Origin of the sequence: Bartonella vinsonii subsp. berkhoffii ATCC 51672 (assembly GCF_902825225.1) — a bacterium.
Classification (GTDB): Bacteria; Pseudomonadota; Alphaproteobacteria; order Rhizobiales; family Rhizobiaceae; genus Bartonella; species Bartonella berkhoffii.
This window is the reverse complement of the sequence record NZ_CADEAK010000001.1, coordinates 200,951-226,895: the sequence shown is the minus strand read 5'-3', so window position 1 is coordinate 226,895 and position 25,945 is coordinate 200,951. Positions and strand designations below refer to the sequence as shown.

At 39.9% G+C, this 25,945-nt stretch carries 23 protein-coding genes; 7 read left to right on the top strand and 16 right to left on the bottom strand.

The features are described from left to right. Positions 1–8 precede the first annotated feature (8 nt). Positions 9–1,070: a CobW family GTP-binding protein gene (locus tag J7R10_RS00880; protein WP_010705918.1), complete on the top strand. Its 1,062-nt coding sequence runs from the start codon at positions 9–11 to the stop codon at positions 1,068–1,070. Between the two features lie 157 nt (positions 1,071–1,227). On the opposite strand, the gene J7R10_RS00875 is transcribed toward J7R10_RS00880, so the two are convergent. The 3 genes from J7R10_RS00875 to J7R10_RS00865 all read right to left on the bottom strand — a co-directional run bounded on the left by J7R10_RS00875 (position 1,228) and on the right by J7R10_RS00865 (position 3,983). Then, the gene (locus tag J7R10_RS00875; RefSeq protein ID WP_010705919.1) at positions 1,228–1,977 is read right to left on the bottom strand and encodes a L,D-transpeptidase family protein; all 750 of its coding nucleotides are present in this window, start codon (positions 1,975–1,977) and stop codon (positions 1,228–1,230) included. A gap of 37 nt (positions 1,978–2,014) precedes the next feature. Further along, positions 2,015–2,971 carry an acetyl-CoA carboxylase carboxyltransferase subunit alpha gene (locus J7R10_RS00870; RefSeq protein WP_010705920.1) on the bottom strand — a complete coding sequence of 319 codons (957 nt, stop codon included), beginning with the start codon at positions 2,969–2,971 and terminating at the stop codon, positions 2,015–2,017. Positions 2,972–3,047: 76 nt separating this feature from the next. Then, entirely contained in the window at positions 3,048–3,983 is a 936-nt protein-coding gene (locus J7R10_RS00865) for a site-specific tyrosine recombinase XerD (RefSeq protein ID WP_010705921.1), read from the bottom strand. Between the two features lie 261 nt (positions 3,984–4,244). On the opposite strand from J7R10_RS00865, the gene J7R10_RS00860 reads away from it, so the two are divergent. From J7R10_RS00860 to J7R10_RS00845, 4 genes are all read left to right on the top strand, one after another. Continuing rightward, entirely contained in the window at positions 4,245–4,877 is a 633-nt protein-coding gene (locus tag J7R10_RS00860; protein WP_010705922.1) for a shikimate kinase, read from the top strand. Next, a complete protein-coding gene (aroB, locus tag J7R10_RS00855; protein WP_010705923.1) occupies positions 4,852–5,982 on the top strand; it encodes a 3-dehydroquinate synthase in 1,131 nt (376 codons plus the stop codon). Before J7R10_RS00860 ends, aroB begins: the two co-directional genes overlap by 26 nt. 409 nt (positions 5,983–6,391) lie before the next feature. Next, positions 6,392–6,787, top strand: coding sequence for an MliC family protein (locus J7R10_RS00850; RefSeq protein WP_010705924.1), 396 nt, complete (start codon positions 6,392–6,394; stop codon positions 6,785–6,787). A 17-nt stretch (positions 6,788–6,804) separates the two neighbouring features. Further along, positions 6,805–7,197, top strand: coding sequence for an MliC family protein (locus J7R10_RS00845; protein ID WP_010705925.1), 393 nt, complete (start codon positions 6,805–6,807; stop codon positions 7,195–7,197). A 39-nt stretch (positions 7,198–7,236) separates the two neighbouring features. Here J7R10_RS00845 and mnhG read toward each other — a convergent pair whose 3' ends face one another. The 7 genes from mnhG to J7R10_RS00810 all read right to left on the bottom strand — a co-directional run bounded on the left by mnhG (position 7,237) and on the right by J7R10_RS00810 (position 13,943). Beyond that, entirely contained in the window at positions 7,237–7,623 is a 387-nt protein-coding gene (gene mnhG / locus J7R10_RS00840) for a monovalent cation/H(+) antiporter subunit G (RefSeq protein WP_010705926.1), read from the bottom strand. Next, the gene (locus tag J7R10_RS00835; RefSeq protein ID WP_010705927.1) at positions 7,620–7,901 is read right to left on the bottom strand and encodes a K+/H+ antiporter subunit F; all 282 of its coding nucleotides are present in this window, start codon (positions 7,899–7,901) and stop codon (positions 7,620–7,622) included. The genes mnhG and J7R10_RS00835 overlap by 4 nt, the downstream gene beginning before the upstream one ends. Further along, entirely contained in the window at positions 7,898–8,383 is a 486-nt protein-coding gene (locus J7R10_RS00830; protein WP_010705928.1) for a Na+/H+ antiporter subunit E, read from the bottom strand. Before J7R10_RS00830 ends, J7R10_RS00835 begins: the two co-directional genes overlap by 4 nt. Further along, positions 8,380–10,002: a monovalent cation/H+ antiporter subunit D gene (locus tag J7R10_RS00825; RefSeq protein WP_010705929.1), complete on the bottom strand. Its 1,623-nt coding sequence runs from the start codon at positions 10,000–10,002 to the stop codon at positions 8,380–8,382. Before J7R10_RS00825 ends, J7R10_RS00830 begins: the two co-directional genes overlap by 4 nt. Then, positions 10,002–10,343, bottom strand: a complete 342-nt coding sequence (locus tag J7R10_RS00820; RefSeq protein WP_010705930.1) for a Na+/H+ antiporter subunit C — start codon at positions 10,341–10,343, stop codon at positions 10,002–10,004. The genes J7R10_RS00825 and J7R10_RS00820 overlap by 1 nt, the downstream gene beginning before the upstream one ends. Beyond that, positions 10,343–13,264, bottom strand: coding sequence for a monovalent cation/H+ antiporter subunit A (locus J7R10_RS00815; RefSeq protein WP_010705931.1), 2,922 nt, complete (start codon positions 13,262–13,264; stop codon positions 10,343–10,345). Before J7R10_RS00815 ends, J7R10_RS00820 begins: the two co-directional genes overlap by 1 nt. 241 nt (positions 13,265–13,505) lie before the next feature. After that, entirely contained in the window at positions 13,506–13,943 is a 438-nt protein-coding gene (locus J7R10_RS00810; RefSeq protein WP_010705932.1) for a BA14K family protein, read from the bottom strand. A gap of 155 nt (positions 13,944–14,098) precedes the next feature. On the opposite strand from J7R10_RS00810, the gene J7R10_RS00805 reads away from it, so the two are divergent. Together J7R10_RS00805 and J7R10_RS00800 are read left to right on the top strand one after the other, a co-directional pair. After that, positions 14,099–15,196 carry a carboxynorspermidine decarboxylase gene (locus J7R10_RS00805; protein WP_010705933.1) on the top strand — a complete coding sequence of 366 codons (1,098 nt, stop codon included), beginning with the start codon at positions 14,099–14,101 and terminating at the stop codon, positions 15,194–15,196. 57 nt (positions 15,197–15,253) lie between these two features. After that, complete coding sequence (locus tag J7R10_RS00800) at positions 15,254–16,492, top strand: saccharopine dehydrogenase family protein (RefSeq protein WP_010705934.1); 1,239 nt, start codon at positions 15,254–15,256, stop codon at positions 16,490–16,492. A 151-nt stretch (positions 16,493–16,643) separates the two neighbouring features. Here the strand turns inward: J7R10_RS00800 and lpdA are convergent, their stop codons facing one another. The 6 genes from lpdA to mdh form a co-directional block, all read right to left on the bottom strand. Then, entirely contained in the window at positions 16,644–18,050 is a 1,407-nt protein-coding gene (lpdA, locus tag J7R10_RS00795; RefSeq protein ID WP_010705935.1) for a dihydrolipoyl dehydrogenase, read from the bottom strand. A gap of 32 nt (positions 18,051–18,082) precedes the next feature. Beyond that, a complete protein-coding gene (gene odhB, locus J7R10_RS00790; RefSeq protein WP_010705936.1) occupies positions 18,083–19,318 on the bottom strand; it encodes a 2-oxoglutarate dehydrogenase complex dihydrolipoyllysine-residue succinyltransferase in 1,236 nt (411 codons plus the stop codon). Between the two features lie 32 nt (positions 19,319–19,350). Further along, positions 19,351–22,350 (bottom strand): 2-oxoglutarate dehydrogenase E1 component, encoded by a 3,000-nt coding sequence (locus J7R10_RS00785; RefSeq protein ID WP_010705937.1) that lies wholly within the window; start codon positions 22,348–22,350, stop codon positions 19,351–19,353. Positions 22,351–22,506: 156 nt separating this feature from the next. Further along, entirely contained in the window at positions 22,507–23,409 is a 903-nt protein-coding gene (gene sucD, locus J7R10_RS00780; protein WP_010705938.1) for a succinate--CoA ligase subunit alpha, read from the bottom strand. A 3-nt stretch (positions 23,410–23,412) separates the two neighbouring features. After that, positions 23,413–24,609, bottom strand: coding sequence for an ADP-forming succinate--CoA ligase subunit beta (sucC, locus tag J7R10_RS00775; protein ID WP_010705939.1), 1,197 nt, complete (start codon positions 24,607–24,609; stop codon positions 23,413–23,415). Between the two features lie 92 nt (positions 24,610–24,701). Then, entirely contained in the window at positions 24,702–25,664 is a 963-nt protein-coding gene (gene mdh, locus J7R10_RS00770) for a malate dehydrogenase (protein ID WP_010705940.1), read from the bottom strand. Positions 25,665–25,945: the final 281 nt, after the last annotated feature.

Below are 25,945 nucleotides of genomic sequence, written 5' to 3'. Positions count from 1 at the left end.
GATGAAATATGAAAAAAACGCGCATTCCTCTCACGCTTATTACCGGCTTTTTAGGCTCTGGAAAAACAACTTTTCTCAACCGTATGTTACGCGATCCTCTTTTAGCTGATTGCGCTGTTATTATCAATGAATTTGGCGAAGTGGGGATTGACCATCTTCTGGTTGAAAAAACGACAGAAGGAATCATCGAACTCACAAATGGTTGCTTATGTTGCAATTTGCGCAGTGATCTTATCGATACATTAACGGATCTGATTAATCGCATCGATGGAGGAGATCTCAAACAGCTCAACCGCATTATCATCGAAACAACAGGCTTGGCTGATCCGGCCCCTATTTTACAAGCTCTTCTCAGCCATCCATTTTTAACGCAAGCATTTTCTATTGACGCTGTTCTTGCAACATTTGATATATTAAGCACACCTTCCATACTGAAACGTTATCCTGAAATACAAAAACAATTAGCACTTGCTGATAAAATTATTCTTACAAAAACAGACCTTATGAATGAAAAAACGCTTTCAAATACGCTTATCAACACACTCAAAACGATAAATCCCACAGCACAAATCATTGATGTCCATTCTGACCATTGTTGTTCAAGTGCCTTAATGGGTAAGACATTCTGGGATGAAAAAGGAGAAAATGGGCACTTTAAACAATACCTTACCAGTACTCCACATGATCATACCCACCCTTGGACCATTCGCACCTTTTTATTAGACTGCGAGGAACCTCTTGATTATACAACTATTGAAGCTTTTTTAAATCTCCTACGAAACCTTTATGGAGCAAAATTATTACGTCTTAAAGCAATAATTGCCTTGCGTAATGATCCACACCATCCTCTTGTGTTGCATGGTGTGCAGACATTTTTTCATCCCCCCATAAGGCTTCCAGCTTGGCCACAAGGAATCATACAAACCCGTTTTGTTATTATTGCAGATGGAATTGAAAAAGAAGCAATACAAAAACTCTTCGATGCTTTTCTAAACAAACTAGCAATAGATACTGCAGACAAAACAGCTATATTAGAGAACCCCCTAGTCATTCCAGGAATGAAATTTTAATTTCTCCTTTAATGTTCAATAAGAAAATTGCTAACAGACAGAGAGAGCGGATTTTCAAACACGCTCCACCACATCTCACCACAATCAATCACCCACGATCAGTCAAGAACAAAGCATTCTCAAACAAGCAGAAAAATTCACGATTATTAAGAATAGTTCAGGGCATTAGAGACGCGGAAATTTTATCAGTGTCACGATTAAAAACATAACGTTTTTCATAAACTTGAACTGTTGGAGGCTTACGATTTTCTTCAAAGAAATCATAGCCTTCTTTAAGCATTAGCCAAAATTGATAATGTGGATCGGCACGATGGCGTTCCATATTCGCTTCGGTCATGCGAAAAGGAAAAGCTTGCAACTGAAATTCTCTTTGTCCCCCTCTAAACGCGTCTCGTGCAAAAGCATAAATTTGTGCCATATTTTTATCACTCATGGAATAACAACCCGCAGAGAAACAAGAACCGTGCACCATAAGATGTTTTCCTGTACGACCATGCACCTGATCGTAAAGATTTGGAAAACCTATATTAAAGGAAAGATAATATTTTGAGTAAGGATTCATTTGGTTTGCAGTAATGGTATAAAACCCTTCTGGTGTCTGTAAATCCCCCTCTTTATATTTTGGTCCAAGCTGCCCAGACCATTTGCAAATACCATAGCGAGCCACCAGCATAAAAGGCCCCGAACGAGATTGCTTCCAAATTTCGGCAACATTCTCTTCCTTAAAAAACCGCATCATAATTGGTGCATAGGGATCAATATTATAGAGAGCCATTCTATTGTGGATTTCTTGTGGAAGTGGTTGCTCAACTTTAGCCCGAATAGATGCCGGTAATCTTGTCCCGCATGCCGTTAATATTCCCATTGCAAACACAACACATACAGTGAGGAATCTGTTGAATATCATAAAATAAAACTCCCATTTATCCCCTCACAACAATCACTTACGCTAGAGACCTACCAATTTGAAGATATTTTTCCCAACGCTCTCGTTTAAGAATTTCACCAGCTTTTCCAGCCATAGACTCTAAAGCAGAAGAAATCATATGACCTGTTTCATCAATTGCTACTTCTTTGCCACGATGTGCACCTCCTAAAGGCTCCGGAATAATGTCATCAATAATCTTTAATCGATACAAATCTTGAGCGGTAATACGCATATTCATTGCAGCATCTTTCGCACGAGTTGGATCACGCCATAAAATAGAAGCAGCGCCTTCTGGAGAAATAACAGAATAAATTGCATGTTCCAGCATATAAACTTTGTTTGCCGCAGCAATTGCTATCGCTCCTCCCGAACCACCTTCTCCAATAACAACAGAGACAACAGGAACTTTTAAGCGCAAAGTTGCCGCTGTTGATTGGGCAATTGCTTCTGCTTGACCACGCTCTTCAGCGCTCACCCCCGGATAAGCCCCTGCCGTATCGACAAAAGTAAGGAGTGGCAAACCAAACCGGTCAGCCATTTCCATAATACGCACGGCTTTACGATATCCTTCAGGACGTGCAGAACCAAAATTATAGCGCAAACGCGTTTGCGTATCATGACCTTTTTCCTGGCCTATGTATGCAACTGCTTCCCCTTTAAAACGAGCAAACCCCGCTTGAATAGCCTCATCTTCCGCAAATTTGCGGTCTCCTGCCAAAGGAGTCACATCACTGAGCAAGCGTGCAGAGTAATCCATAAAGTGAGGACGATCCGGATGGCGAGCCACTTGCGTTTTCTGCCATGGCGATAATTTTTTATAGATATCACGCAATGCCGTTTGGGAACGGGCCTCAAGACGCGCGATCTCATCGCTCATATCAAGGCTGCCATCTTGTTGAGAAATCTGTTTTAATTCAAGAATTTTCCCATCAAGATCAGCAACTGGTTTTTCAAAATCAAGATAATTATACATTGTACTCAACTTATTTGATGTGACTTATAGACTTATAATTCGCTTTATAAAGTATTTTTTTAACAACACTTTTTCTTTACCCAGCCTTCTGTTTATCTGCAAGTGGATGATGTTCATTAACTAGGCGATAAAGACCTGCTTCCAATACATGTGTATAAATTTGAGTGGTAGCAATATCAGAATGGCCCAACAAATGCTGAACTGCACGTAAATCAGCACCATTTTGCAAGAGATGGCTAGCAAAAGCATGGCGTAATACATGGGGAGAAAAGCCACTCTTGATTCCTGCTCTTCTTGCAAGACTTTTCAACTCACGTGCAACAACTTGTCGAGCAATATATCCCGTCTCTGAGTGTGCAGGAAAAAGATAAAGACTTTCCGCATCCTTTCCTTGATCACGAAAATTTAACCATTGTGAAAGAACCTGATATGCTTTTTTCGATAAAAGCACCATTCGTTCCTTTTTACCCTTACCACGCACCAAAATACTGTAGCCCTCCCCTCGAACAGTCTGTACCGGAAGACTCACCAATTCACTAATACGCAACCCTGTTGCATAAAGCATTTCCATCAACAGCTGAAGACGCAATGCACGAAAATAATTCTTTGATCCATAGTCTGCTTGTTCCACTTCCAACTGCGCTAAATCAAGCAATTTTGTCACCGCATCCTCACTAACAATTTTAGGCAAAGGGCGCCCCTGACGAGGCGCATCAATATCATAAGAGGGATCATCTGCTCTCAACCCCTCTGCATAAAGAAATTGATAAAACTGACGCAATGTCGATAAACGACGTGCTTGTGAAGATGCTGTAAAACCAAGAGTGTGCATAAGTGACAAAAGACCAATTAAATCTTCTTTTTGTGCAGAAAAAAGCGAAGCAGAATGCGAAGACAATTCATCTTGTGCCCACTGTAAATCATGTTGATAAGCCGCGAGCGTATGTGGAGAAGCCCCTCGCTCTGCACTCATCATCTCAAGAAAATGATCTATCACAGCACCATTTTTCATTTTATTGATTCGCTTTCAAAGAAAGATTCAAGGAATCTAAAGGAACATCGACATACATATCCACAGTCACCGGTTCCACCCAAACCACGAGAGCAACCATTATACTGAAAAGCACAATAAGTGAAATGAAAAGAATCTTCAAAAATCTGGTCAATGTTGGCATAAAACAATAAACACTCTAAAAACACTCTATCCTCTATCATGCCTTACAAAGATTAACAGGAATTGACTTTAAGGCAGATAAATGCCGAAATAAAGTTTATGAACAGTCATCGATCTAAGCAGCTTCCAATAGCACAAATAAAGAAACAACTCTTATGCTCTCTTGATAAACGAGCCCTTGTCTTGGTAGGCCTTATGGGAGCTGGGAAAACGGTAATTGGACAACGCATAGCCACCATGCTTGACTTGCCCTTTTATGATTCCGACCAAGAAATTGAAAAAGCTGCACAAATGACAATCACAGAACTTTTTAAAATATATGGTGAAGCAGAATTCCGCGCTCTTGAACAGCGTGTTGTTCTAAACCTCATAAAAAAAAGTCCTCTTGTTTTAGCAACAGGCGGTGGAGCTTATATGAATGAAAATATTCGCAAAGCCATTCACCAAAATGGGATATCCATATGGCTCAAAGTAGATCTTGATATCCTCATGAAACGTGTTTTACGGCGCCCAACGCGACCACTCCTTCAAACAGCCAATCCTAAAGAAACCATGCAAAAACTTATAAAACAACGCAATCCAATCTATGCAAAAGCCAATTTAACAATTAACAGTCATAAAGAAAGCCGCCATACTGTAGCACAAAATGTCATACGGTCCATCCAGCACTACTTGTATACAGAAAGCAATGATAGGGATAACAAGAATGCAAACCAAGACCGTCACCATTAAACTGGATAAGCACTGTTACGACATCATCATCGGCCCAGATCTGATTGCACAAGCTGCTTCACACATTAAACGTTCTCTTAACCAAAAAAGTTTTCAAACGCGTTTGGCTGTTGTGACAGATACAAATGTTGCATCTCTCCATTTGGCTAAATTGCAGAAAGAATTAACAAAAAATGAAATCCATTTTGTTCTAATCGTCGTAGAAGCAGGAGAGCAAACAAAATCATTTTCAACTCTGCAAACTGTTATCGATAAAATTCTTGCTGCACGTCTAGAAAGAGGTGACTGCGTTATTGCTTTTGGTGGTGGTGTCATTGGAGACTTAGCAGGATTTGCCGCAAGTATGATACGCCGTGGTATGAATTTCATTCAAATGCCTACAACGCTTCTTGCACAAATTGACTCCTCTGTTGGTGGAAAAACAGGCATCAATAGCCAATATGGTAAAAATCTCATTGGTGCTTTTTATCAACCACAATGCGTTATCGCCGACACATCTGTTCTTGATACATTACCCTTGCGTGAATTTCGCGCTGGTTATGCAGAAATGGTTAAATACGGACTTATTAACCAACCTGATTTTTTTGAATGGCTTGAAAAAAATGGGCAAGAAATTTTTTCCAATGGTCCGATACGAACAGAAGCCATTATCCGCTCATGCCAATTTAAAGCTGATATTGTCGCACGTGATGAATATGAAAGAGGAGAACGTGCACTTTTAAACCTTGGTCATACATTCGGGCATATGCTTGAAATAGCAACCGCCTATGATTCAAACCGCCTCATCCATGGTGAAGGCGTAGCAATTGGGATGGTTCTAGCCCACCAATTTTCTGCTCAACTCAATTTAATAGACCCCACACTCACACAACGTGTTGAAACACATCTCAAAGCCCTGGGGTTACCTACACAATTAAAAGACATTCCAGGGAAACTTCCAGATGCTAAAACACTGATAAGCTTTATTGTGCAAGACAAAAAAGTTTCGCAAAACAGTTTGACCTTCATCCTAACACGCGGACTTGGTCAATCATTTATTGCAAAAAATGTCTCTCCAGAGGCAATTTTAACCTTTCTAGAACAAAAAATAGCAGAAATTCGTTAATTCATATTGAATATAATTGATTCGTTTTTATACTTCTATTAAAGAAATAAAGTATGATGATGTCTGCGTAGCTCAGGAGGATAGAGCACAGGATTCCTAAAGAAATTGGGCGCCTTAAGGAGAAATCCTTAAAGTGGATCTGCTCAAATTCGGGGAAAGCTTCATAGGAGACTATATGCCAATCCCGAGCCAAGCCTCTTTTAAAACAAGAGGAAGGTGTAGAGACTGAACGGGCAGCACCTAAAGGGCACAAGCTTCACGGTGAAGAGACAGTCCAGACCACAAACAGCTTTGAAAAGCTGGCGGTGAAAATCGAAGTGGCATGAATCCTGGGGCCGCAGGTTCGAATCCTGCCGTAGACACCATCCTATCAGTCAAATCATTCTTCTGCATAACACAGGGAAGCATTATGAAAAAAACTTTACAAATTTTGGGATTTTTCGCCACTTTAATTCTATCACTTTTTAGCTCAATGAATGCCTTCGCTGGTTCTTTCGTCATTGAAGTACCAGACTCTCCAGAACCCAAAACGCAAACGATTGTCTATCAATGCGATGCTGGAACAAGTAAAGAACGGATTGAAGCAGTCTATCTCAATGCTGACAATATTTCGTTGCTTGATTTCAAGTGGAAAGGTGATCGTGTCATTGCTGCAAATGTAATCGCCGACATAGGAAAAAAATATGAAGGGGAAGAGTATATTTGGTTGGAAAACAACAATGAAATCACACTTTATGATCTTGTTCGTGATCCAGAAAGAAAAAAACCCATCCAGTGTAAAGATGAATCAACATTATTGTTCTAAATAATAAGGTAAACATTATGAAAAAAACTTTTTTAAATTTACAGTTTTTATCCACTTTAACTCTCTCACTGTTTAGCGCAATGAGTGCTTTTGCTGGTTCTTTAGTCATTGAAGTACCAAACACTCCAGAACCAACAATAGAATCTGTTGCCTACCAATGCAGTATTGGAAACAAAAAAGAGCGCGTTGAAGCAACCTACTATAATACCGGTGATATTGCTTTGGTTGATCTCAAATGGAATGAGAAGCGTATTATCGCTGCAAATGTTATTGCCGCTTCAGGAGCAAAATATGCGGGAGGTGAATATATTTGGTGGACAAAACAAAACGAAGCCTTATTGTATGACCTCATTAATGATCCAAAGGAGGAAAAACCCCTCCACTGTGTAGAAGAACAAGATACAAAATAAAAAGTTCTTATACATCCAAAACCACGCTGGCTCTCAATTTTATGATATTTCTTCTGATGCGGATAATTTTTCGTCCGTCTGATGCGATAAAAGGGCCAGCGGCTTCTCTAATTTATTTTCCAAATGATTTCGATAAGCTGCTGCCTGTGACAAAAGCATAGAGGCTACAGGCGTAGTTACAAATAAAAAGATTACCATCAAGAATTCATGAAAAACAAAATGATGATCTACAAATATTGAATAAAGAAACGAGGAAATGAGAATACTCCCTGCGCCCCAACTCGTACTCAATGAAGGCATATGCAAACGCTCATAAAAATTGGAAAAACGCCCCAACCCTATTGCTCCAATCAATGTAAGACCAGATCCTAATATTAAAAAAATCGTAACAATAACAGCAACTGCAAGCGATACATCATCTTTCATTCAATAATCTCCCCGCGCATGAGAAATTTCGCCAAAGCGACGCTTGATACAGGACCTAAAAGCCCAAGAATAAGAGCAGCGACAAAATAAATAGTTGTCCCTGAACGGATATCGAATGTAAGAAATAAAAGGATAGTATTGATATAAAGAGCTTCTAAACCAACTATCCTATCCTGTGCCCGTGGTCCAAAAATCAATCGAAACAACGCGAGAATCATCGCAAGACTTAAAAAAAATTGTGAGAGGAAAAGCCCCCAATACAGAATAACCATACTCATGAAAAAATCTCCAAAAGTAATTTTTCATATCGTTGTTTGATCAATTGCTGGTAATCATATCCATCCTTAAGATTTAAGACATGAAGCAAAAGTTCACCATTTTTTCTATTATAGGCAATCCAAACAGTTCCTGGAGTTATTGCAAGGATGCACGCTAAAACAGCCAAACCAGTATAACTCTCTAGCAAAAGAGGCACCACAATAAAACCAGATTGCTGTTTTTGAATCCTTTTTGTCAAAACAAAGAAAGCTACTGCAACATTTGAAACGATAGAATCGATAAAGACGCGAAAAATCAAACGAAAAATTGCACGCCAATTTTTAAGTGTGATCTTTTCCAGCTCCAGAAATTGCATTACCCAACCACTCAACAAAGCGATTATAATCCCTAAAAGCAATTGACCTATACTAAAACCGTTTAAGGTCAACCACATAAAAACAATTGCTGCACTAAAAAAAGGGAAAGGACAAAAAGAATTCATTGGTTCATCTCCCTTTTTTTGAGAGAAAAATCACCTAAAACGCTTCCAATATAGTTTTGAGGCTCATATAAAGTTTTAGCTGTTTCCGACATATAATGACCAACAGGACCAGCGACAATTGTGATAAGAAAACACAAAGCAAGGAGAACGACAATAGGTACAAATTCAATCACCTGCACACGCGGAATCCTCTCTTCAAGAGAAACCCAAAAAGTTCGGATACCTGTGCGAGTAAGAGCTATTAAAGCTGCAAAACCAGAGAGAGTGACAAAAATCACAAAGAGCCAATCATGATAAACCGGTAGAGAAGCGGATAAATCCTTCTTCATGTGGTTTAAAACTGCCAAGAACATCATAAATTTTGCAACAAAACCTGAAAAAGGTGGAAGACCAATAATCAAAAGAGCACAAAGACCAAAACAAGCCCCAAGAATTGCCAAAGTTACCGGCAAATAAATGCCAACTTCATCTTCTTCCTCCTCTTCATCATCACCATACACTTCCATTGTAACAGTTAGAACATTCGCGGCCACATCTTGACAGCGTTCCACAAGCTCTACCAGAAGAAAAAAAGCACCAAGAGCTAAAGTTGAAGAAACAATATAAAAGAGTGCAGCTGCTATAAGCTCTGTACTGCCAATTCCGATTGCTGCCAACAATGTACCTGAAGAGACAAGAACACTATAAGCTGCCAAACGTACCAAAATTTGGCTAGCCAAAACCCCAATAAAACCAAAAGCCATGGTTGCAAGTCCACCATAAAACAAAACCATATGACCAAAATGGCTAAAATATCCACTTTCAGGACTAAAACAGAGCAATGTTAAACGTAAAATAATATAAATACTCACCTTACTCAAAAGTGCAAAAGATGCCCCCACGGGCGCTACTGCTGCGCTGTAAGTTGGCATCAACCAAAAATTAAGTGGCCACATACCCGCTTTGAGTAAAAAGGCGATACCCAAAATTGCCGCACCTATTTCGAATAAAACAATATCTCTGGAAGCGATCTGTTTCATTTTTACAGCCAAATCTGCTATATTAAGGGTTCCAACGACTCCATAAATGAGTGCTGTACCAATTAAAAAAAAGAGCGAAGCTACAAGGTTAACCACAACATAATGCAACCCCGCACGCACACGTAACTGACCAGAACCATGCAATGCCAGCCCATAAGAAGCTGTTAACATCACTTCAAAAAACACAAATAAATTGAATAAATCACCTGTCAAAAAAGCGCCGTTTATACCAACCATGAAAAATTGCATCAGTGACTGAAAATGAGAACCCGCTTTGCACCAATGAGCCTGTGCAAAAACCAACGCACTCATCATCAACAAACTAGAAAGTAAAAGCATCATAGCGCTTAAACGATCAAGAACTAAAACAATTCCGAAGGAAGAAGGCCAATTACCAAGCCGATAAACCTCCGAAGCCGGTGTAACTTCAAGAGCACGCATAATCAACAAAACCGCAATAATAACCAACAATCCCGCAGAAAAAAGACTTATGAGTGATTTAAGTTTTGAACGGCGTTCATCATAAAAGAGAAGGAGTGCTCCTGTGCTTAATGGTAAAAGAATAGGCAAAACAAGAAGATGCTGCATGCAGGATTTCATCACTGCACCTCACGTCCATCAACATGATCTGACCCTGTTAATCCACGTGAAACCAGAAGAATCACTAAAAATAAAGCTGTTGTTGCAAAACCAATCACAATTGCTGTTAAAACCAAAGCTTGCGGAAAAGGATCAACATAATTCTCTGGATTGATTACCATAGAAGGATCAACAATCGGAGCAGCATTGCTACGCGGTCTACTCATTGAAAATATAAAAAGATTAACACCATAGGAAATCAAAGATAACCCAAGAATAACCTGAAAAGTTCGTGGACGTAAAACCAGCCAAATGCCTGATCCAACAAAAATACCTATACCCAAAGAAAGAATAATTTCCATTAATCCTCCTTCTCTTTCAAAAGAGGTCTCTTACCAATTCGGTAACTTCGAATGGACTGGTGTGCAAGCGCAATTAAAATGAGAACTGTTGCTCCAAACACAAGAGAAAATACACCACAATCAAATAAAAAAGCAGACGCTATAGGAATCTTTCCAATCAATGGAAGATCGGTATATTGAAAAAATGACGTTAAAAAAGGATAGCCAACCAACCAAGCTCCACCTCCCGTTGCAACGCACAACAATAAGCCACCCCCCATCCAACGCAAAGGTAGAACCCTCAAACGACTTTCCACCCAACGAATATCACGTGCAAGATATTGTAAAATGAAGCCTATCGCTAACGTCACACCACCAACAAATCCACCCCCAGGAAGATCATGTCCCCGCAAAAATAAATAAATTGCAAAAGCGATAATAACCGGAAAGAGCCACCCCATCATAACAGCAGGAATAGTGAGATAATTCAATACTGTATCCCCCACATCCCGCTCAGGCTGTTCCATATCAAAGGCTTTTTGAATACGTTGTTGAAAAGGCGCTTCAATACTTTCAGGAGCAGGACGAAACCGCCGCAAAAGAGCAAAAACAGTGAGTGAAACAACACCCAACACGACAATTTCTCCCATGGTATCAAAACCACGGAAATCAACCAACAACACATTCACAACATTGCGCCCCCCAGCCACAAAATAAGCATTCGTCAGAAAGAAATCAGAAATTGTTGTCCCTTGAGGGCGTGTCATCATGGCAAAGGAGAGCCACGCTACCCCTGCGCCTCCGATAAGAGCTATAAAGAAATCACGCATACGACGCAAACGCACAAAAAAATGAACAGAGGTTGGAGCAGGACTATACAAACGCTTAGGCAACCACCGCAAACCAAGCAATAATAAAACAGTTGTTACCACTTCAACAACCAACTGTGTTATTGCCAAATCAGGTGCAGAGAGCCATAAAAAGGTTGCACAAGTCATCAAACCGGCTCCCCCCAACAGCATAAGTGAAGCAAGGCGGTGAAACTTTGCTTGCCAAGCAACTAAAAGCGCGCACAATCCGCCAACCAGCCAAAGAGCAACAAAAGGAATATCAAGCGGAAAAAGCGGTAAAGAACCTGCTGAAATGAAACCATCAAACCAAAGCAAAAAACCAACAAAGACAAAACACACCCCAAAAATCCAATGCAACTGTATTTGCAAACGGCGCGTTGATAAAATAGATTCCAAAGCGCGCGCCCATTTCCAAGAAATAATGGCGAGAATGCGCTCAAAAATACGGGGTCCTCTCAAATGACGAAAGAAAGGAGTCCCATCATCACAGGATAAAAAATAACGATGTCCGACAACATAGAGCAATCCGCCCCCCAATAAAGCCACCAAACTCATCATTAACGGGGTATCCACTCCATGCCAAACAGCTAAACTATAAGGAACTGTCATTGGTCCTAAAACAGACACAACTGCATTATCCAAAATAGGTCCTATTGTTACATTAGGAAAAATACCAACTGCCAAACAAACAAAGACCAAAAGCTCCATTGGTAAACGCATAAAATGCGGTGGTTCATGTGGCATTTTGGGTAAATGAAGAGGTTTTGGTCCCCAAAAGACGCCATGAATAAAGCGTATAGAATAAGTCACACTGAACAAGCTTGCCAATGTTGCTACATAAGGTGCAATCCAATCGAGCCATGACTCCATATGCATTTCAACCGCTTCGGCAAAAAACATCTCTTTTGATAAAAAACCATTTAACAAAGGAACTCCAGCCATCGCTGCACTTGCAACTAAAGCAAGAGTTGCTGTAATAGGCATAGAACGATAAAGACCTGTCAGTTTACGCATATCACGTGTTCCGGTCTCGTGATCAATAATGCCAGCAGCCATAAATAAAGAAGCTTTAAAAGTAGCATGATTGGCCATGTGAAAGATTGCTGCAACACATGCAAGTGGACTACCAAGACTTAAAAGCGTGGTAATCAATCCAAGATGACTAATCGTTGAATAAGCAAGAAGCCCTTTCAAATCTTGCTGAAACATAGAAAAATAGGCTCCAAGCAACAATGTTGAGAGACCTGAAAAACCAACCAACCAAAACCAAGCTTCTGTTCCAGAAAGCACAGGCCATAAACGAACAAGCAAAAACAATCCTGCTTTCACCATTGTTGCCGAATGCAAATAAGACGATACGGGCGTCGGAGCAGCCATAGCATTGGGCAACCAAAAATGAAAAGGAAACTGTGCACTCTTTGTTAATCCTCCTACTAAAATACAAATAAGGGCAAGATTATAAAAAGAACTTGACCGGATCATATCCCCAGACTGCAACACCTTATCCAAATCAAAACTTCCAACGATGAACCCAATCAATAAAACCCCAATAAAAAGGGCAAAACCGCCAAAACCTGTGATCGTTAAAGCCATACGGGCTCCCTCACGCGCACTTGCATTGTGATACCAATACCCAATCAATAAAAAAGAAAAAATACTGGTGAGTTCCCAAAAAACCACCAAAAAGACGAGATTTCCTGACAAGACTATTCCTGTCATTGAGCCCATAAAAGCGAGGAAAAAAGAAAAAAAACGCGGTACAGAATCGGCTGGATCCATATAATAACGCGCGTAGACGACAATAAGCAGTCCAATTCCTGTAATAAGCAAGCAAAAAAGCCACGACAAACCATCCATACGAAGAATCAAGTCGACGCCCCACTCTGAAAACCATGAAATATCTAAACGCACGACGTGGTTTCCATATATGGCTGGATAAAGCATTATTGTAAAAAGAAGGCTGAAAAGTGCAATGACACCAGCAAACCATGCTTCATTATTTTTTGCTGTCGAACGAAAGAAACCAATAACAGCACTTCCACCAAAGGGGAGCAAAACGAGCAATATCAACATTGCTTCCCGTGTTGTCATTCTTTAAGCTCCCTACTGTCCTTAATATTTTGTCATAAACAAAATAAAAATTTATAATTTATATTGTCACCCCCTCATCCCGCACTTACGATAATAAGATTTAATAAAACTTAAAAACACTTAAAATTTTTAAAAAATAACTTTTGCGTGAAAAATACGCATCATATAAATTCCCTTTTTAATTTCAGAATAGGAACGAATACGACAAGATTCGACAGAAATTTTTCACGTTTAACAACCTCTACCCTTTTAAAAAGCGCGAAAGACATTGCTTACGAGGCCCATAAAAAGGTTGATATTTATTATAAGAATGATAACGTGCACGACAAGATTCAATATGCTCTTGAGGCAATTTTTTTGCATCTGATGCACCTTTCAAGAGTATGTGTTTTGCATTTAGATGTGGCAATGCAACAAAGGCCGCTTCAGGATACCACCAATTATCTCTATACTTACGATAACCACGCCGATAATTATGATACCCTTTAAAACCGTTAAGTTCTCTACGTCCCGTAAAAACCAGAGGCATCGTACTTTCTTGAACAAAAACCTGAGGAGCCGCTTTGGCTTCAACATCACTCTTATTTTTCCCCCAATGAAAAATATTGACTGTTACAATGAAAAAACTACCAATGAATATAAGAGCTAAAGCATAATATAATTTTTTTTTCACACACATAACGCAAATCTCATCATCACAAAACCAAAACGCAGTTACAGAAAATTTTTCTACTGCTAGAGAGAAACAGACCTCTTTTTTTGAGACATTCTGTTCCTCTTTGTATTAAACGTTAGTCTTGGCAATAAGATCCTTCAAAAGAGAATGGATAAACAATGATAAGAACTCCCTATTATCTTATAGATAAATCTGAACTCATAAAAAATATGGAAATTATCACGCGCTTACGCGAAATATCTGGAGCAAAAATTCTGCTTGCTTTAAAATGTTTTGCGACATGGAGTGTTTTTGATTTAATGTCTGAGTTCATGGATGGAACCACATCATCATCCCTTTATGAACTGCGTTTGGGAAGAGAAAAATTCGGCAAAGAAACCCATGCCTATTCGGTTGCTTGGGCAGATCATGAGATTGATGAAGCATGTGGTTATGCAGACAAAATTATTTTTAATTCCATACAACAGCTTCAACGTTTTGCTGATAAAACAAAAAACATTCAACGAGGTCTCAGATTAAATCCAGGAATCAGCGCATCCAATTTTGATCTTGCCAACCCTTCTCGTCCTTTTAGCCGTTTAGGAGAAAGCAATAAAAGCGCTATCAAAGAAGTTTTGCCCCTTATCAATGGGCTCATGATTCACAATAATTGCGAAAATGCTGATTTTAATCTTTTTAATCAAATGCTGAATCATATGGAAGAAAAATTTGTAGAACTTTTCGCTGCTGTTGACTGGATAAGCCTTGGTGGTGGAATTCATTTTACCGCTGAAAATTATCCTCTAGAAACTTTTGCAAAACGTTTAAAACATTTTTCAAAAACCTATGGTGTCACCATTTTTCTAGAACCAGGAGAAGCTGCTATAACAAAAAGCACCACACTAGAAGTAAGTGTTCTTGATACGTTATATAATGAAAAAAAACTCGCTATCGTTGATAGCTCAATCGAAGCTCATATGCTTGATCTTCTCATTTATCGTGAAAATGCCAAATTAGAACCCAATCAGGGCCTCCATGAAATTATGGTCTGTGGAAAATCCTGTCTTGCCGGTGATATTTTTGGAACATTTCATTTTCCTGAACCGCTCAAAGTAGGTGATAGATTATCTTTTCAAGATGCAGCAGGCTATACAATGGTTAAGAAGAATTGGTTTAATGGCGTTGCAATGCCTGCCATTGTTATTAAGGAATTTGATGGTACATTAACAGTTCAACGCCAATTTAGCTATAATGACTATCTGAAAAGTCTTTCATAAAAAAATAACGGTTCAAGAAACGTCATATAACAGTATTGAAAAGGAGACGAATCTACAATGAAGAAAAATATTCTCATTATTGGTGCTGGAGGTGTTGCACGAGTTGTTGCGCACAAATGTGCTCAAAACAACAATATTTTCGGTGACATTCATATTGCTTCACGAACACTCGAAAAATGTGAAGCCATCATTGCTTCTATTAAAGAAAAAAACGCAATGAAAGAACAAGGCGTTCTTAAGGGGCATGCACTCAACGCAATGAATGTAGAAGAGACCATAAAACTCATCCAAAAAACCAAATGTGAAATTGTTATTAATGTTGGATCGGCTTTTCTGAACATGTCTGTTCTTTCGGCTTGTATCGAAACAAAATGCGCTTATATCGATACTGCAATTCATGAAGACCCTTTGAAAATTTGTGAAACACCTCCTTGGTATGGCAATTATGAATGGCCCCGACGTCAAGAATGTGAAAAAGCTGGTATAACAGCTATTTTAGGTGCAGGCTTTGACCCAGGCGTTGTAAACGCTTATGCAGCGTTAGCGCGTGAATGTTATTTTGATAAAATCACAGATATCGATATTATCGATATTAATGCCGGAAACCACGGACGCTGGTTTGCCACAAATTTTGATCCAGAAATTAACTTTCGAGAATTTACAGGAGAGGTATGGTCTTGGCAAAATAAAAAATGGGTTTCCAATAAAATGTTTGAAGTCAGCCATGAATGGGATCTTCCCGTTGTTGGAAAGCAAAAAGCTTATATGACAGGACATGACGAAATTCATTCATTATCTAAAAATCTCGATGTTGAAAATATTCGCTTTTGGATGGGATTTAGTGAACATTACATCACTGTTTTTACCGTTTTGAAAAATCTTGGACTTTTATCGGAACAACCCATAAAAATAGCAGAAGGTCAAGAGGTCATTCCTTTAAAAGTGGTGAAAGCCGTCTTACCTGACCCTGCTTCTTTAGCACCAACCTATACAGGAAAAACCTGTATTGGAGACCTTATTAAAGGCGAAAAAGATGGAAAGCCAAGAGAAGTTTTTATCTACAATATAGCCGATCACAAACAAGCTTTTCATGAAACCGGTGCACAAGGCATTTCTTACACAGCGGGTGTACCAGCAGCTGTTGCTGCTTTTCTTATTGCCACCGGAGAATGGGATGTTAAAACCATGGTCAATGTAGAAGAATTACCCTCCCGCCCTTTCCTCAAATCTCTTGATCATATGGGACTTTCAACTTGGATAAGAGAACAACAAGAAGAGAAAAAGTTATTATTCTAAACCTATTGCCAATACCAAAAACAAATACAGAAAAACCGCCCTTTTAAAGAGGCGGTTTTTCTACAAGTATATAAATGCACAAATTCGCAAAAAAAGTACCTTACCCTTTTTAAAAAGGCATTACAGAGCGCCAAAAAGTGCATCTAGAGAGTTAAATATGCAGAGGTTTAGCAAATGTTGCTAAAGCTGCTTCTCGTACGGCTTCCGATAAAGTAGGATGCGCATGGCAACAACGTCCTAAATCTTCTGATGAACCACCAAATTCCATTAAGACAGCAATTTCATGGATCATCTCACCAGCACCAAACCCAAGAATATGACCGCCCAAAACCCGATCTGTTTTTTTATCGGCAAGAATTTTAACAAATCCATCACTCTTTTGCATTGCACGTGCACGACCATTAGCCATGAAAGGAAACTTACCAACATTATAATCAATACCGGCGGCTTTCAGTTCTTCCTCTGTCTTTCCTACACTGGCAATTTCCGGTTGTGTATAAACAACACTAGGAATGACATCAAAATTAACATGTCCTTTTTGACCCGCCAAAATTTCTGCCACAGCAACACCTTCTTCCTCCGCCTTATGCGCCAACATTGGTCCTTTAACAACATCACCAATTGCATAAATTCCTGGAATATTCGTCTGCCAATACGCATCGATATCAATAAAACCACGCTCATCTACTTTAACACCAGTTTCTACCAAACCAAGACCTTCCGTGTATGGAGAACGTCCAGTAGCAATGAGTACAACATCAGCCTCTAAAGTTTCAGATTCCCCACCTTTAACCGCTTCAAAGCTCACTTGAGCTCCTGAACCAGATTGCGTAATAGCTGTCACTTTTACACCAGTCTTATATTCAATCCCCTGTTTTTCCATTATCTTTTGGAACTGTCGTGAAACTTCACCATCCATTGACCCTAAAACTTTGTTAAGATATTCAATAATAGTAACTTTAGCGCCTAAACGACTCCAAACTGAACTAAGCTCTGAACCAATAATACCAGCACCAACAATAATCATGCGCGTTGGTACTTTCTCAAGGGCAAGTGCCCCTGTAGAAGAAACAACAACCTTTTCATCGATTTCGACATTCACACCCGGAATGCTGGAACTCTCTGACCCCGTAGCAATAATGATATTCTTGGTTGCAATCGTTTGTTTGTTACCATCCCTAGCAACAACTTCAATTTGACCTGCGGCTAAAATTTTGGCTGTACCAAAAAAAGTGTCAACTTTATTCTTTTTCATCAAGAAAGAGACACCACTGGTATTGGCTGTAACAACAGCTTTTTTATGCGCCATCATTTGATCAAGATTAAGCTTAGATTTTGCAATAGAAATACCAAGTGTTTCAAAGCCATGTTGCGTTTCAGCAAACACTTCCGAAGCATGTAGCAATGCTTTAGAAGGAATACAGCCAACATTAAGACATGTGCCCCCCAACGTTGTACGCTTTTCAATAATTGCTGTTTTAAGGCCCAGTTGCGCTGCTTTTATTGCTGCGACATAACCACCCGGTCCTGCTCCAATCACAACCACATCATAAGACATCCGTTTTTCCCTTCACTCTAAAAACTGCATTTTTACAAGTCAAGAACAAGGCGTTCCGGATCTTCTAAACTTTCCTTAACGCGCACAAGGAAAGTCACAGCTTCTTGGCCATCTACAATACGATGATCATAAGAAAGTGCCAAATACATCATAGGGCGAATGGCAATTTGGCCATCAACAACCATTGCCCGCTCTTTAATAGCATGCATTCCCAAGATACCAGATTGTGGTGCATTCAAAATAGGCGTCGACATTAACGATCCATAAACCCCGCCATTGGTGATGGTAAAAGTTCCGCCTTGCATATCAGAAACTGCTAATTTTCCATCACGAGCGAGACGCCCCAAACGTCCAATTTCCTTTTCAATTTCTGCCAACGACATCTGATCTGCATCACGAACAACAGGAACAACAAGTCCCTTATCTGTTCCAACAGCAATTCCGGCATTAACATAATTTTTGTAAATGATATCTGTCCCATCAATTTCCGCATTAACAGCAGGAAGTTCTTTTAACGCATGACAAACAGCCTTGGTAAAAAATCCCATAAACCCAAGCTTAACACCATGTTTCTTTTCAAAAAGATCCTTATAACGCTTGCGCAAACCCATTACCGCAGACATATCAACCTCATTAAATGTGGTTAACATTGCTGCTGTATTTTGTGCATCCTTAAGACGGCGTGCAATTGTTTGACGTAATTTCGTCATACGAACGCGTTCCTCACGCATTTCCTGAACAGGAGCAACAGCAGAACTAGATACAGAAACAGGTGTAGAGCTGGACGCAGAAACAGCAGGAGGTGACGTTTTTACGCCTTGCGCTAACACATTAAGAACATCTTCTTTGAGAATTTGTCCACGTTTTCCAGAACCCAAAATATCACTTTTTGCAATATTATTTTCAGCCATCAATTTTGCTGCTGAAGGAGCAGGAGGCATTGTATTGCTTGAAGAAGACTGTTCCAATTCAGATGGAGCTGCGGACACAGATGTCTCAGAAGACGACGGTGATTTAGCAACACTAGCTGCTCCAGCTTCAACTGCTCCTAAAAGTGCATTCACTTCAACCGTATCGCCTTCCTTTGCAATGATTTCAAACAATTTTCCCGCAACAGGTGAAGGAACCTCAACTGTCACTTTATCGGTTTCTAACTCAACCAAAGGCTCATCGATAGCGACAGCTTCACCAAGTTTTTTAAACCATTTGCCAACTGTCGCTTCGGTAACCGATTCACCCAAAGTAGGAACACGGATTTCAGTAGTCATAATATTTTTCCAAACATTAGAGTAGTCATAAATTAAGAACCTAATGCGTCTTCAAGAAACGCAGCAAGCTGTTCAAGATGTTTCACCATCAACCCAGAGGCCGGTGATGCACTTGCAGGACGCCCCGCATAACGTGCACGCGAATATTGCGCATTAATATGCGTCAAAACCCATTCTAAATAAGGCTCAATAAATGACCAAGCCCCCATATTCTTTGGTTCTTCTTGGCACCAAACAACTTCTGCCTGTAAAAAACGCGATAACACATCCACCAAAGCTTTCGCAGGAAAAGGATAAAGCTGTTCAACACGCAGCAAATAAACATTATCAATGCCTCTTTGTTCACGTTCTTCATAAAGGTCGTAATAAACCTTACCTGTACAAAGAACAATACGGCGAATTTTACTATCTTTCTGCAATTTAATGGCAGAATCTTTGAGACGTTCTGCATCATCAAGTAACAAACGTTGGAAACTCATTTCTGGTCCCATTTCACTGAGGGAAGAAACGGCCCGCTTATGACGCAAAAGTGATTTTGGTGTCATTAAAATTAAAGGTTTACGGAAATCGCGTTTAATCTGACGACGTAAAATATGAAAATAATTTGCAGGTGTCGTACAATTAGCAACCTGCATATTATCTTCAGCACAAAGTTGAAGAAAGCGCTCCAAACGTGCTGAAGAATGCTCAGGTCCTTGCCCCTCAAAACCATGAGGCAACAAACACACCAAACCAGACATACGAAGCCATTTACGCTCTGCAGAAGAAATAAACTGATCAAAAATGACCTGTGCTCCATTAGAAAAATCGCCAAATTGCGCTTCCCAAAGCGTTAACCCTCGTGGTTCAGCAAGAGAATATCCATACTCAAAACCAAGAACGGCTTCTTCAGAAAGCATGGAATTAACAACTTCGTAAAAAGCTTGCCCCTCTTGCAAATGATTCAAAGAAATATAACGTACTTCATTTTCTTGGTCATAAAGAACCGAATGACGTTGTGAAAAAGTTCCACGTTCAACGTCTTCACCGGAAAGACGCACCGGTGCTCCTTCTAAGCAGAGTGAACCAAACGCTAAAGCTTCAGCAGTTGCCCAATCAACGCCTTCACCGGTTTCAAAAATTTTAGCGCGGTTACTCAAAAAACGCTGTATCGTTTTATGTACATGAAAATCTTCTGGAATCTCAACAAGTTTCTGACCAATTTCCTTTAAAGTCTCTATCGCAACACCTGTTGTCCCACAATGCAGCTCATCAGCACTACTGCAAGCCTTTAAACCCGTCCAGCTTCCATCAAGCCAATCAGCCTTATTGGGTTTATAAGAAGCACTAGCTTCAAATTCATTTTCAAGCTTATCACGCCATTGCTTCTTTTGCTGCTCAATTTCTTCTGAAGCAACCACCCCTTCCGCTACTAACTGTTCACCATAAAGCTGCAGCGTCGTTTTGTGATTACGAATTGCTTTATACATAAGCGGTTGCGTAAAGGAGGGTTCATCTCCTTCATTATGTCCATAACGGCGATAACAGAACATATCAATTACCACGGGTTTATGGAAAATTTGACGAAATTCTGTCGCTACTTTTGCAACAAAAACAACAGCTTCAGGATCATCACCATTCACATGAAAAATGGGAGCATCAATCATCTTTGCTACATCTGATGGATAAGGTGAAGAGCGCGAAAAACGCGGATCCGTTGTAAAACCAATCTGATTATTGATAATGACATGAACAGAGCCTGCAACGCTGTAACCTTTAAGACCTGAAAGACCAAAAGTTTCCTGAATAACACCTTGCCCAGCAAAAGCAGCATCACCATGAATAAGCAATGGCAAAACCTTTGAACGTTCATTTAATGGGAGTGCATCCGTGTGTGTAAGCCCCATAAGTTGATCTTGTTTAGCTCGTGCCTTGCCCATAACGACCGGATCAACAATTTCAAGATGAGATGGATTAGCCACAAGCGATAAATGAACTTTTTTACCATCAAATTCAAGATCAGCTGAAGTTCCCAAATGATATTTGACATCACCTGATCCTTCTACATCATCGGGCTTATAAGACCCCCCTTTAAATTCGTGAAAAATGGCCCGATGTGGTTTTGCAAGAACTTGTGAAAGAACGTTTAAACGACCACGATGCGCCATACCTAAAATAATTTCTTGTACACCCAAAGCACTACCACATTTAATAATCTGCTCGAGAGCAGGTATCAGTGCTTCACCACCATCAAGTCCAAAACGTTTTGTTCCTTTATATTTCGTATCTAGAAACTGTTCGAACCCTTCTGCCTCAATAAGTTTATTAAGGATAGCCTTCTTGCCTTTCTGTGTGAAAGCAATCTGTTTATCGGGTCCTTCAATACGCTCTTGAAGCCATGCTTTTTGAGCAGGATCAGAAATGTGCATATATTCCACACCAATCGTTGAACAATAAGTACGATTGAGAATCTCAAGCATTTGCGGAATAGTTGCATATTCCAACCCTAAAACATTATCAATAAAAATTGGTCGTTCGTAATCAGCAGGAGTAAAACCGTAAGCTTCCGGAGAGAGTTCCTTATAGTCTTCAAGTTTTTCCGCCAATTGAAGAGGATCAAGCCGTGCATGAAGATGTCCACGTGCTCGAAAAGCACGAATCATCATAAGTGCATGAACAGAATCACGCGTTGCTCGAATAATATCTTGTTCGCTAGAAGCTTTTCCTTTTTGCACAGCGCCCGCTGCTACTTTTTCTTTTAATTTATCACCAACATGCTTTTCAAGAGCAGACCAATCGCCATCAAGAGCAGAAACTAACTCACCATTTGCCTTTAATGGCCAATGATCACGCTGCCATGTTGCCCCTTCAGCGTTTCTGAGAACATCTTCTTTTTTATCATGAAGGTTTTCAAAAAAAGTGCGCCACTGTGAATCTACACTGGTGGGATCTTTTTCATATTCGGCATAAAGTTGATCTATATAATCCGCATTTCCACCATACAGAAAAGACGTTTGTGCAAAAAGACTATTTATTTCGTCCTGCCTTGCCATATACCTCTCCGGAACATTTATTCCGTCTCCTTATATCTCTTTTTGACCTCTAAATGTCTGTAAAGCAAATGAAGATCAGAAAGTTCAAAAAAGCTTCATCTTTTTATATTTAATGTTTCACCTGAATAAGGAGAAATTCTTATTCAGGTGAGTTTTTTACCCCTTCAAAACCGACATCAAAGTCTTTCCTATCTGCGATGGAGAAGGAGAAACGCGAATTCCAGCTGCTTCCATAGCAGCAATTTTATCTTCTGCTCCACCTTTACCACCAGAGATAACAGCACCAGCATGACCCATTGTACGTCCTGGAGGAGCTGTACGACCAGCAATAAAACCAACCACCGGCTTTCTGCGACCTTTTCTTGCTTCATCTTGGAGAAACTGTGCCGCTTCTTCCTCAGCGGAGCCACCAATTTCACCAATCATAACAATAGACTGGGTTTCTTCATCAGCTAAAAACATTTCCAACACATCAATAAACTCTGTGCCCTTAACAGGATCGCCACCAATACCAATAGCGGTTGTTTGTCCAAGACCTTCATGACTGGTTTGAAAGACGGCTTCATAAGTTAAAGTTCCTGACCGAGAAACAACCCCAACAGATCCTTTTCTAAAAATAGAACCGGGCATAATACCGATTTTACATTCATTGGGTGTGAGAACACCAGGACAATTAGGACCAATAAGACGTGATTTTGATTTCTCCAATCGCGCCTTTATTTTAACCATATCCATAACAGGAATGCCTTCCGTAATACAGATAATCAAACGAATCTCAGCCTCAATCGCTTCTATAATAGCCGCCGCAGCCCCTGCAGGCGGAACATAAATAACTGAAGCGTCCGCTCCTGTCTTTTCCTTTCCCTCCGCAACACTAGCAAAAATAGGAAGTGTTTCACCTTTTGAACCTTCCCATGTTTCACCCCCCTTTTTAGGGTTAACGCCACCAACCATTTGCGTACCGTGATAAGCAAGCGCTTGTTCTGTATGAAACGTTCCTGTTTTTCCCGTAAGCCCTTGAACCAGAACTTTTGTATCTTTATTCACAAGAATGGACATAGCTTAAGCTCCCTTCACGGCTGCAACGATTTTTTGAGCAGCATCATCTAAATCATCAGCGGGAATAACGTTCAAACCACTCTCACTGATAATCGCTTTACCCTGCTCAACATTCGTACCTTCAAGACGGACAACCAAAGGAACTTTTAAACCAACTTCTCTCACAGCAACAACCACACCTTCAGCAATCACATCACAACGCATAATGCCGCCAAAAATATTGACCAAAATACCTTTAACATTCGGATCAGCAGTGATAATTTTAAAAGCAGCCGTTACTTTTTCTTTTGAAGCTCCACCACCAACATCAAGAAAATTTGCGGGCTCTGCCCCATAAAGCTTAATGATATCCATTGTTGCCATAGCAAGACCCGCACCATTGACCATGCAACCAATTGTGCCTTCAAGAGCAACATAAGCAAGATCATGTTTTGATGCTTCAATCTCTTTTGGATCTTCTTCTGAAATATCGCGCAATTCCAAAATATCTGGATGACGGAACAAAGAGTTATTATCAAAAGAAACTTTTGCATCAAGAACGCGCAAACGGCCATCTTTCATAACAATAAGCGGATTGATTTCAAGAAGACTCATATCTTTTTCACAAAACACCTTATAGAGAATTGGAAAAAGTTTTTCACCATCTTCTCTTGCACTATCGTGCAATTCTAATGCATCACAAAGCCTTGTACAATCAGCAGAAGTAACACCCTGTACAGCATCAATGGGTAGAGTGAATATTTTTTCTGGTGTCTCTTCAGCAACCGTTTCAATATCCATACCTCCTTCGGTTGAAACAACGAAAGCAACTCGCCCAACGGTACGATCAACCAAAAGTGAAAGATAAAGTTCCCGCTCGATATCGGCACCATCCTCAATATAAAGACGATTGACCTGCTTACCCTCTGGACCAGTTTGTTTGGTTACCAAAGTTTTACCGAGCATTTCCTGGACATGTGCAACAACTTCTTCAACAGATTTTGCAAGCCGAACTCCCCCCTTTGCATCAGAGCTGAGTTCTTTAAACTTACCCTTACCACGACCACCAGCGTGTATCTGACTTTTAACCACATAGAGTGGTCCGGGCAATTTTTTTGCCCATTTTTCAGCTTGCTCTACAGAATAAACAGCAACACCATTTGCAATTGGTGCTCCATATTCATGAAGCAGACGTTTAGCCTGATATTCATGGATATTCATGCATTTGTCCTTTTCTTTTACGGATCACTTCATTAATCCTTAAATTATTATATTTTAAATACTCTGTTTTCATGAACAGAACCTTGCTCAATTTATTTGAGACTAGGTACAAGAGCGATACAAGCTTCACAAAGTTTTTGCACCGCATTCACTGAATGCTCAAAAGCATCTCTTTCCTTTTTATCAAGATCAATTTCAATGACCCGTTCAACACCGCCTGCGCCAAGTATAACGGGAACACCAACATATGTATCATTCACCCCGTATTCCCCTGAAAGATAGGCTGCAACAGGAACAACACGCTTAGTGTCCTTCAAATAGGCTTCAGCCATAGAAACAGCAGAAGCGGCGGGTGCATAAAAAGCAGATCCTGTTTTTAACAAACTCACGATTTCCGCACCACCATCACGGGTGCGCTGAATAATTTGATCAATTCGCTCCTGTGTTGTCCAACCCATTTTCACAAGATCAGGCAAAGAAATACCCCCCACCGTTGAATAACGCACGAGAGGCACCATCGAATCACCATGCCCTCCTAAAACAAATGCTGTCACATCCTTAACAGAGACCTTAAACTCTTCAGATAAGAAGTAACGAAACCGTGCTGAATCAAGAACTCCAGCCATTCCAACGACTTTATGTGTAGGAAGACCTGAAAATTTTTGCAATGCCCATACCATCGCATCAAGAGGGTTTGTAATACAAATGACAAACGCTGAAGATGCGTATTTTTTAATCCCACCCCCAACTTGCTCCATCACTTTTAGATTAATGCCTAAAAGGTCATCACGGCTCATACCAGGTTTTCGTGCAACGCCTGCTGTTACAATAACAACATCAAATCCTTCAATTGCCTCATAAGCATTAGCACCTTTTAAACTGATATCAAAACCGTCAACGGGTGAAGATTCGGCAATATCGAGAGCCTTACCCTGAGGCATACCTTCTGCAATATCAAATAAGACAACATCACCAAGCTCTTTAAGTCCAACAAGATGTGCTAAAGTACCACCAATCATACCTGAACCAATAAGAGCTATTTTTTTTCGTGCCATTTTTTCTTCCTAACCTTAGAGAACTCAGCGCACACTTAATCAGCGCCAGTATACTGAATATTTCTTCGACCCTAGCTCTATTTTCAATAAATCATTAAAAAGAGAAAAAGATGAAACTTACCAAATTTCTCTTTCATAGAAGCAACAATTCTCCACAGAAACAACTATCAGAAAATTACCATGAAGTATCGATAAAATGAATTAAAAAAAAATACAACAGAATTATTACACTTCTTTGAAGTTCAAAGAGTTATTATTTTTACAGTTTACGTAAAGGTAAA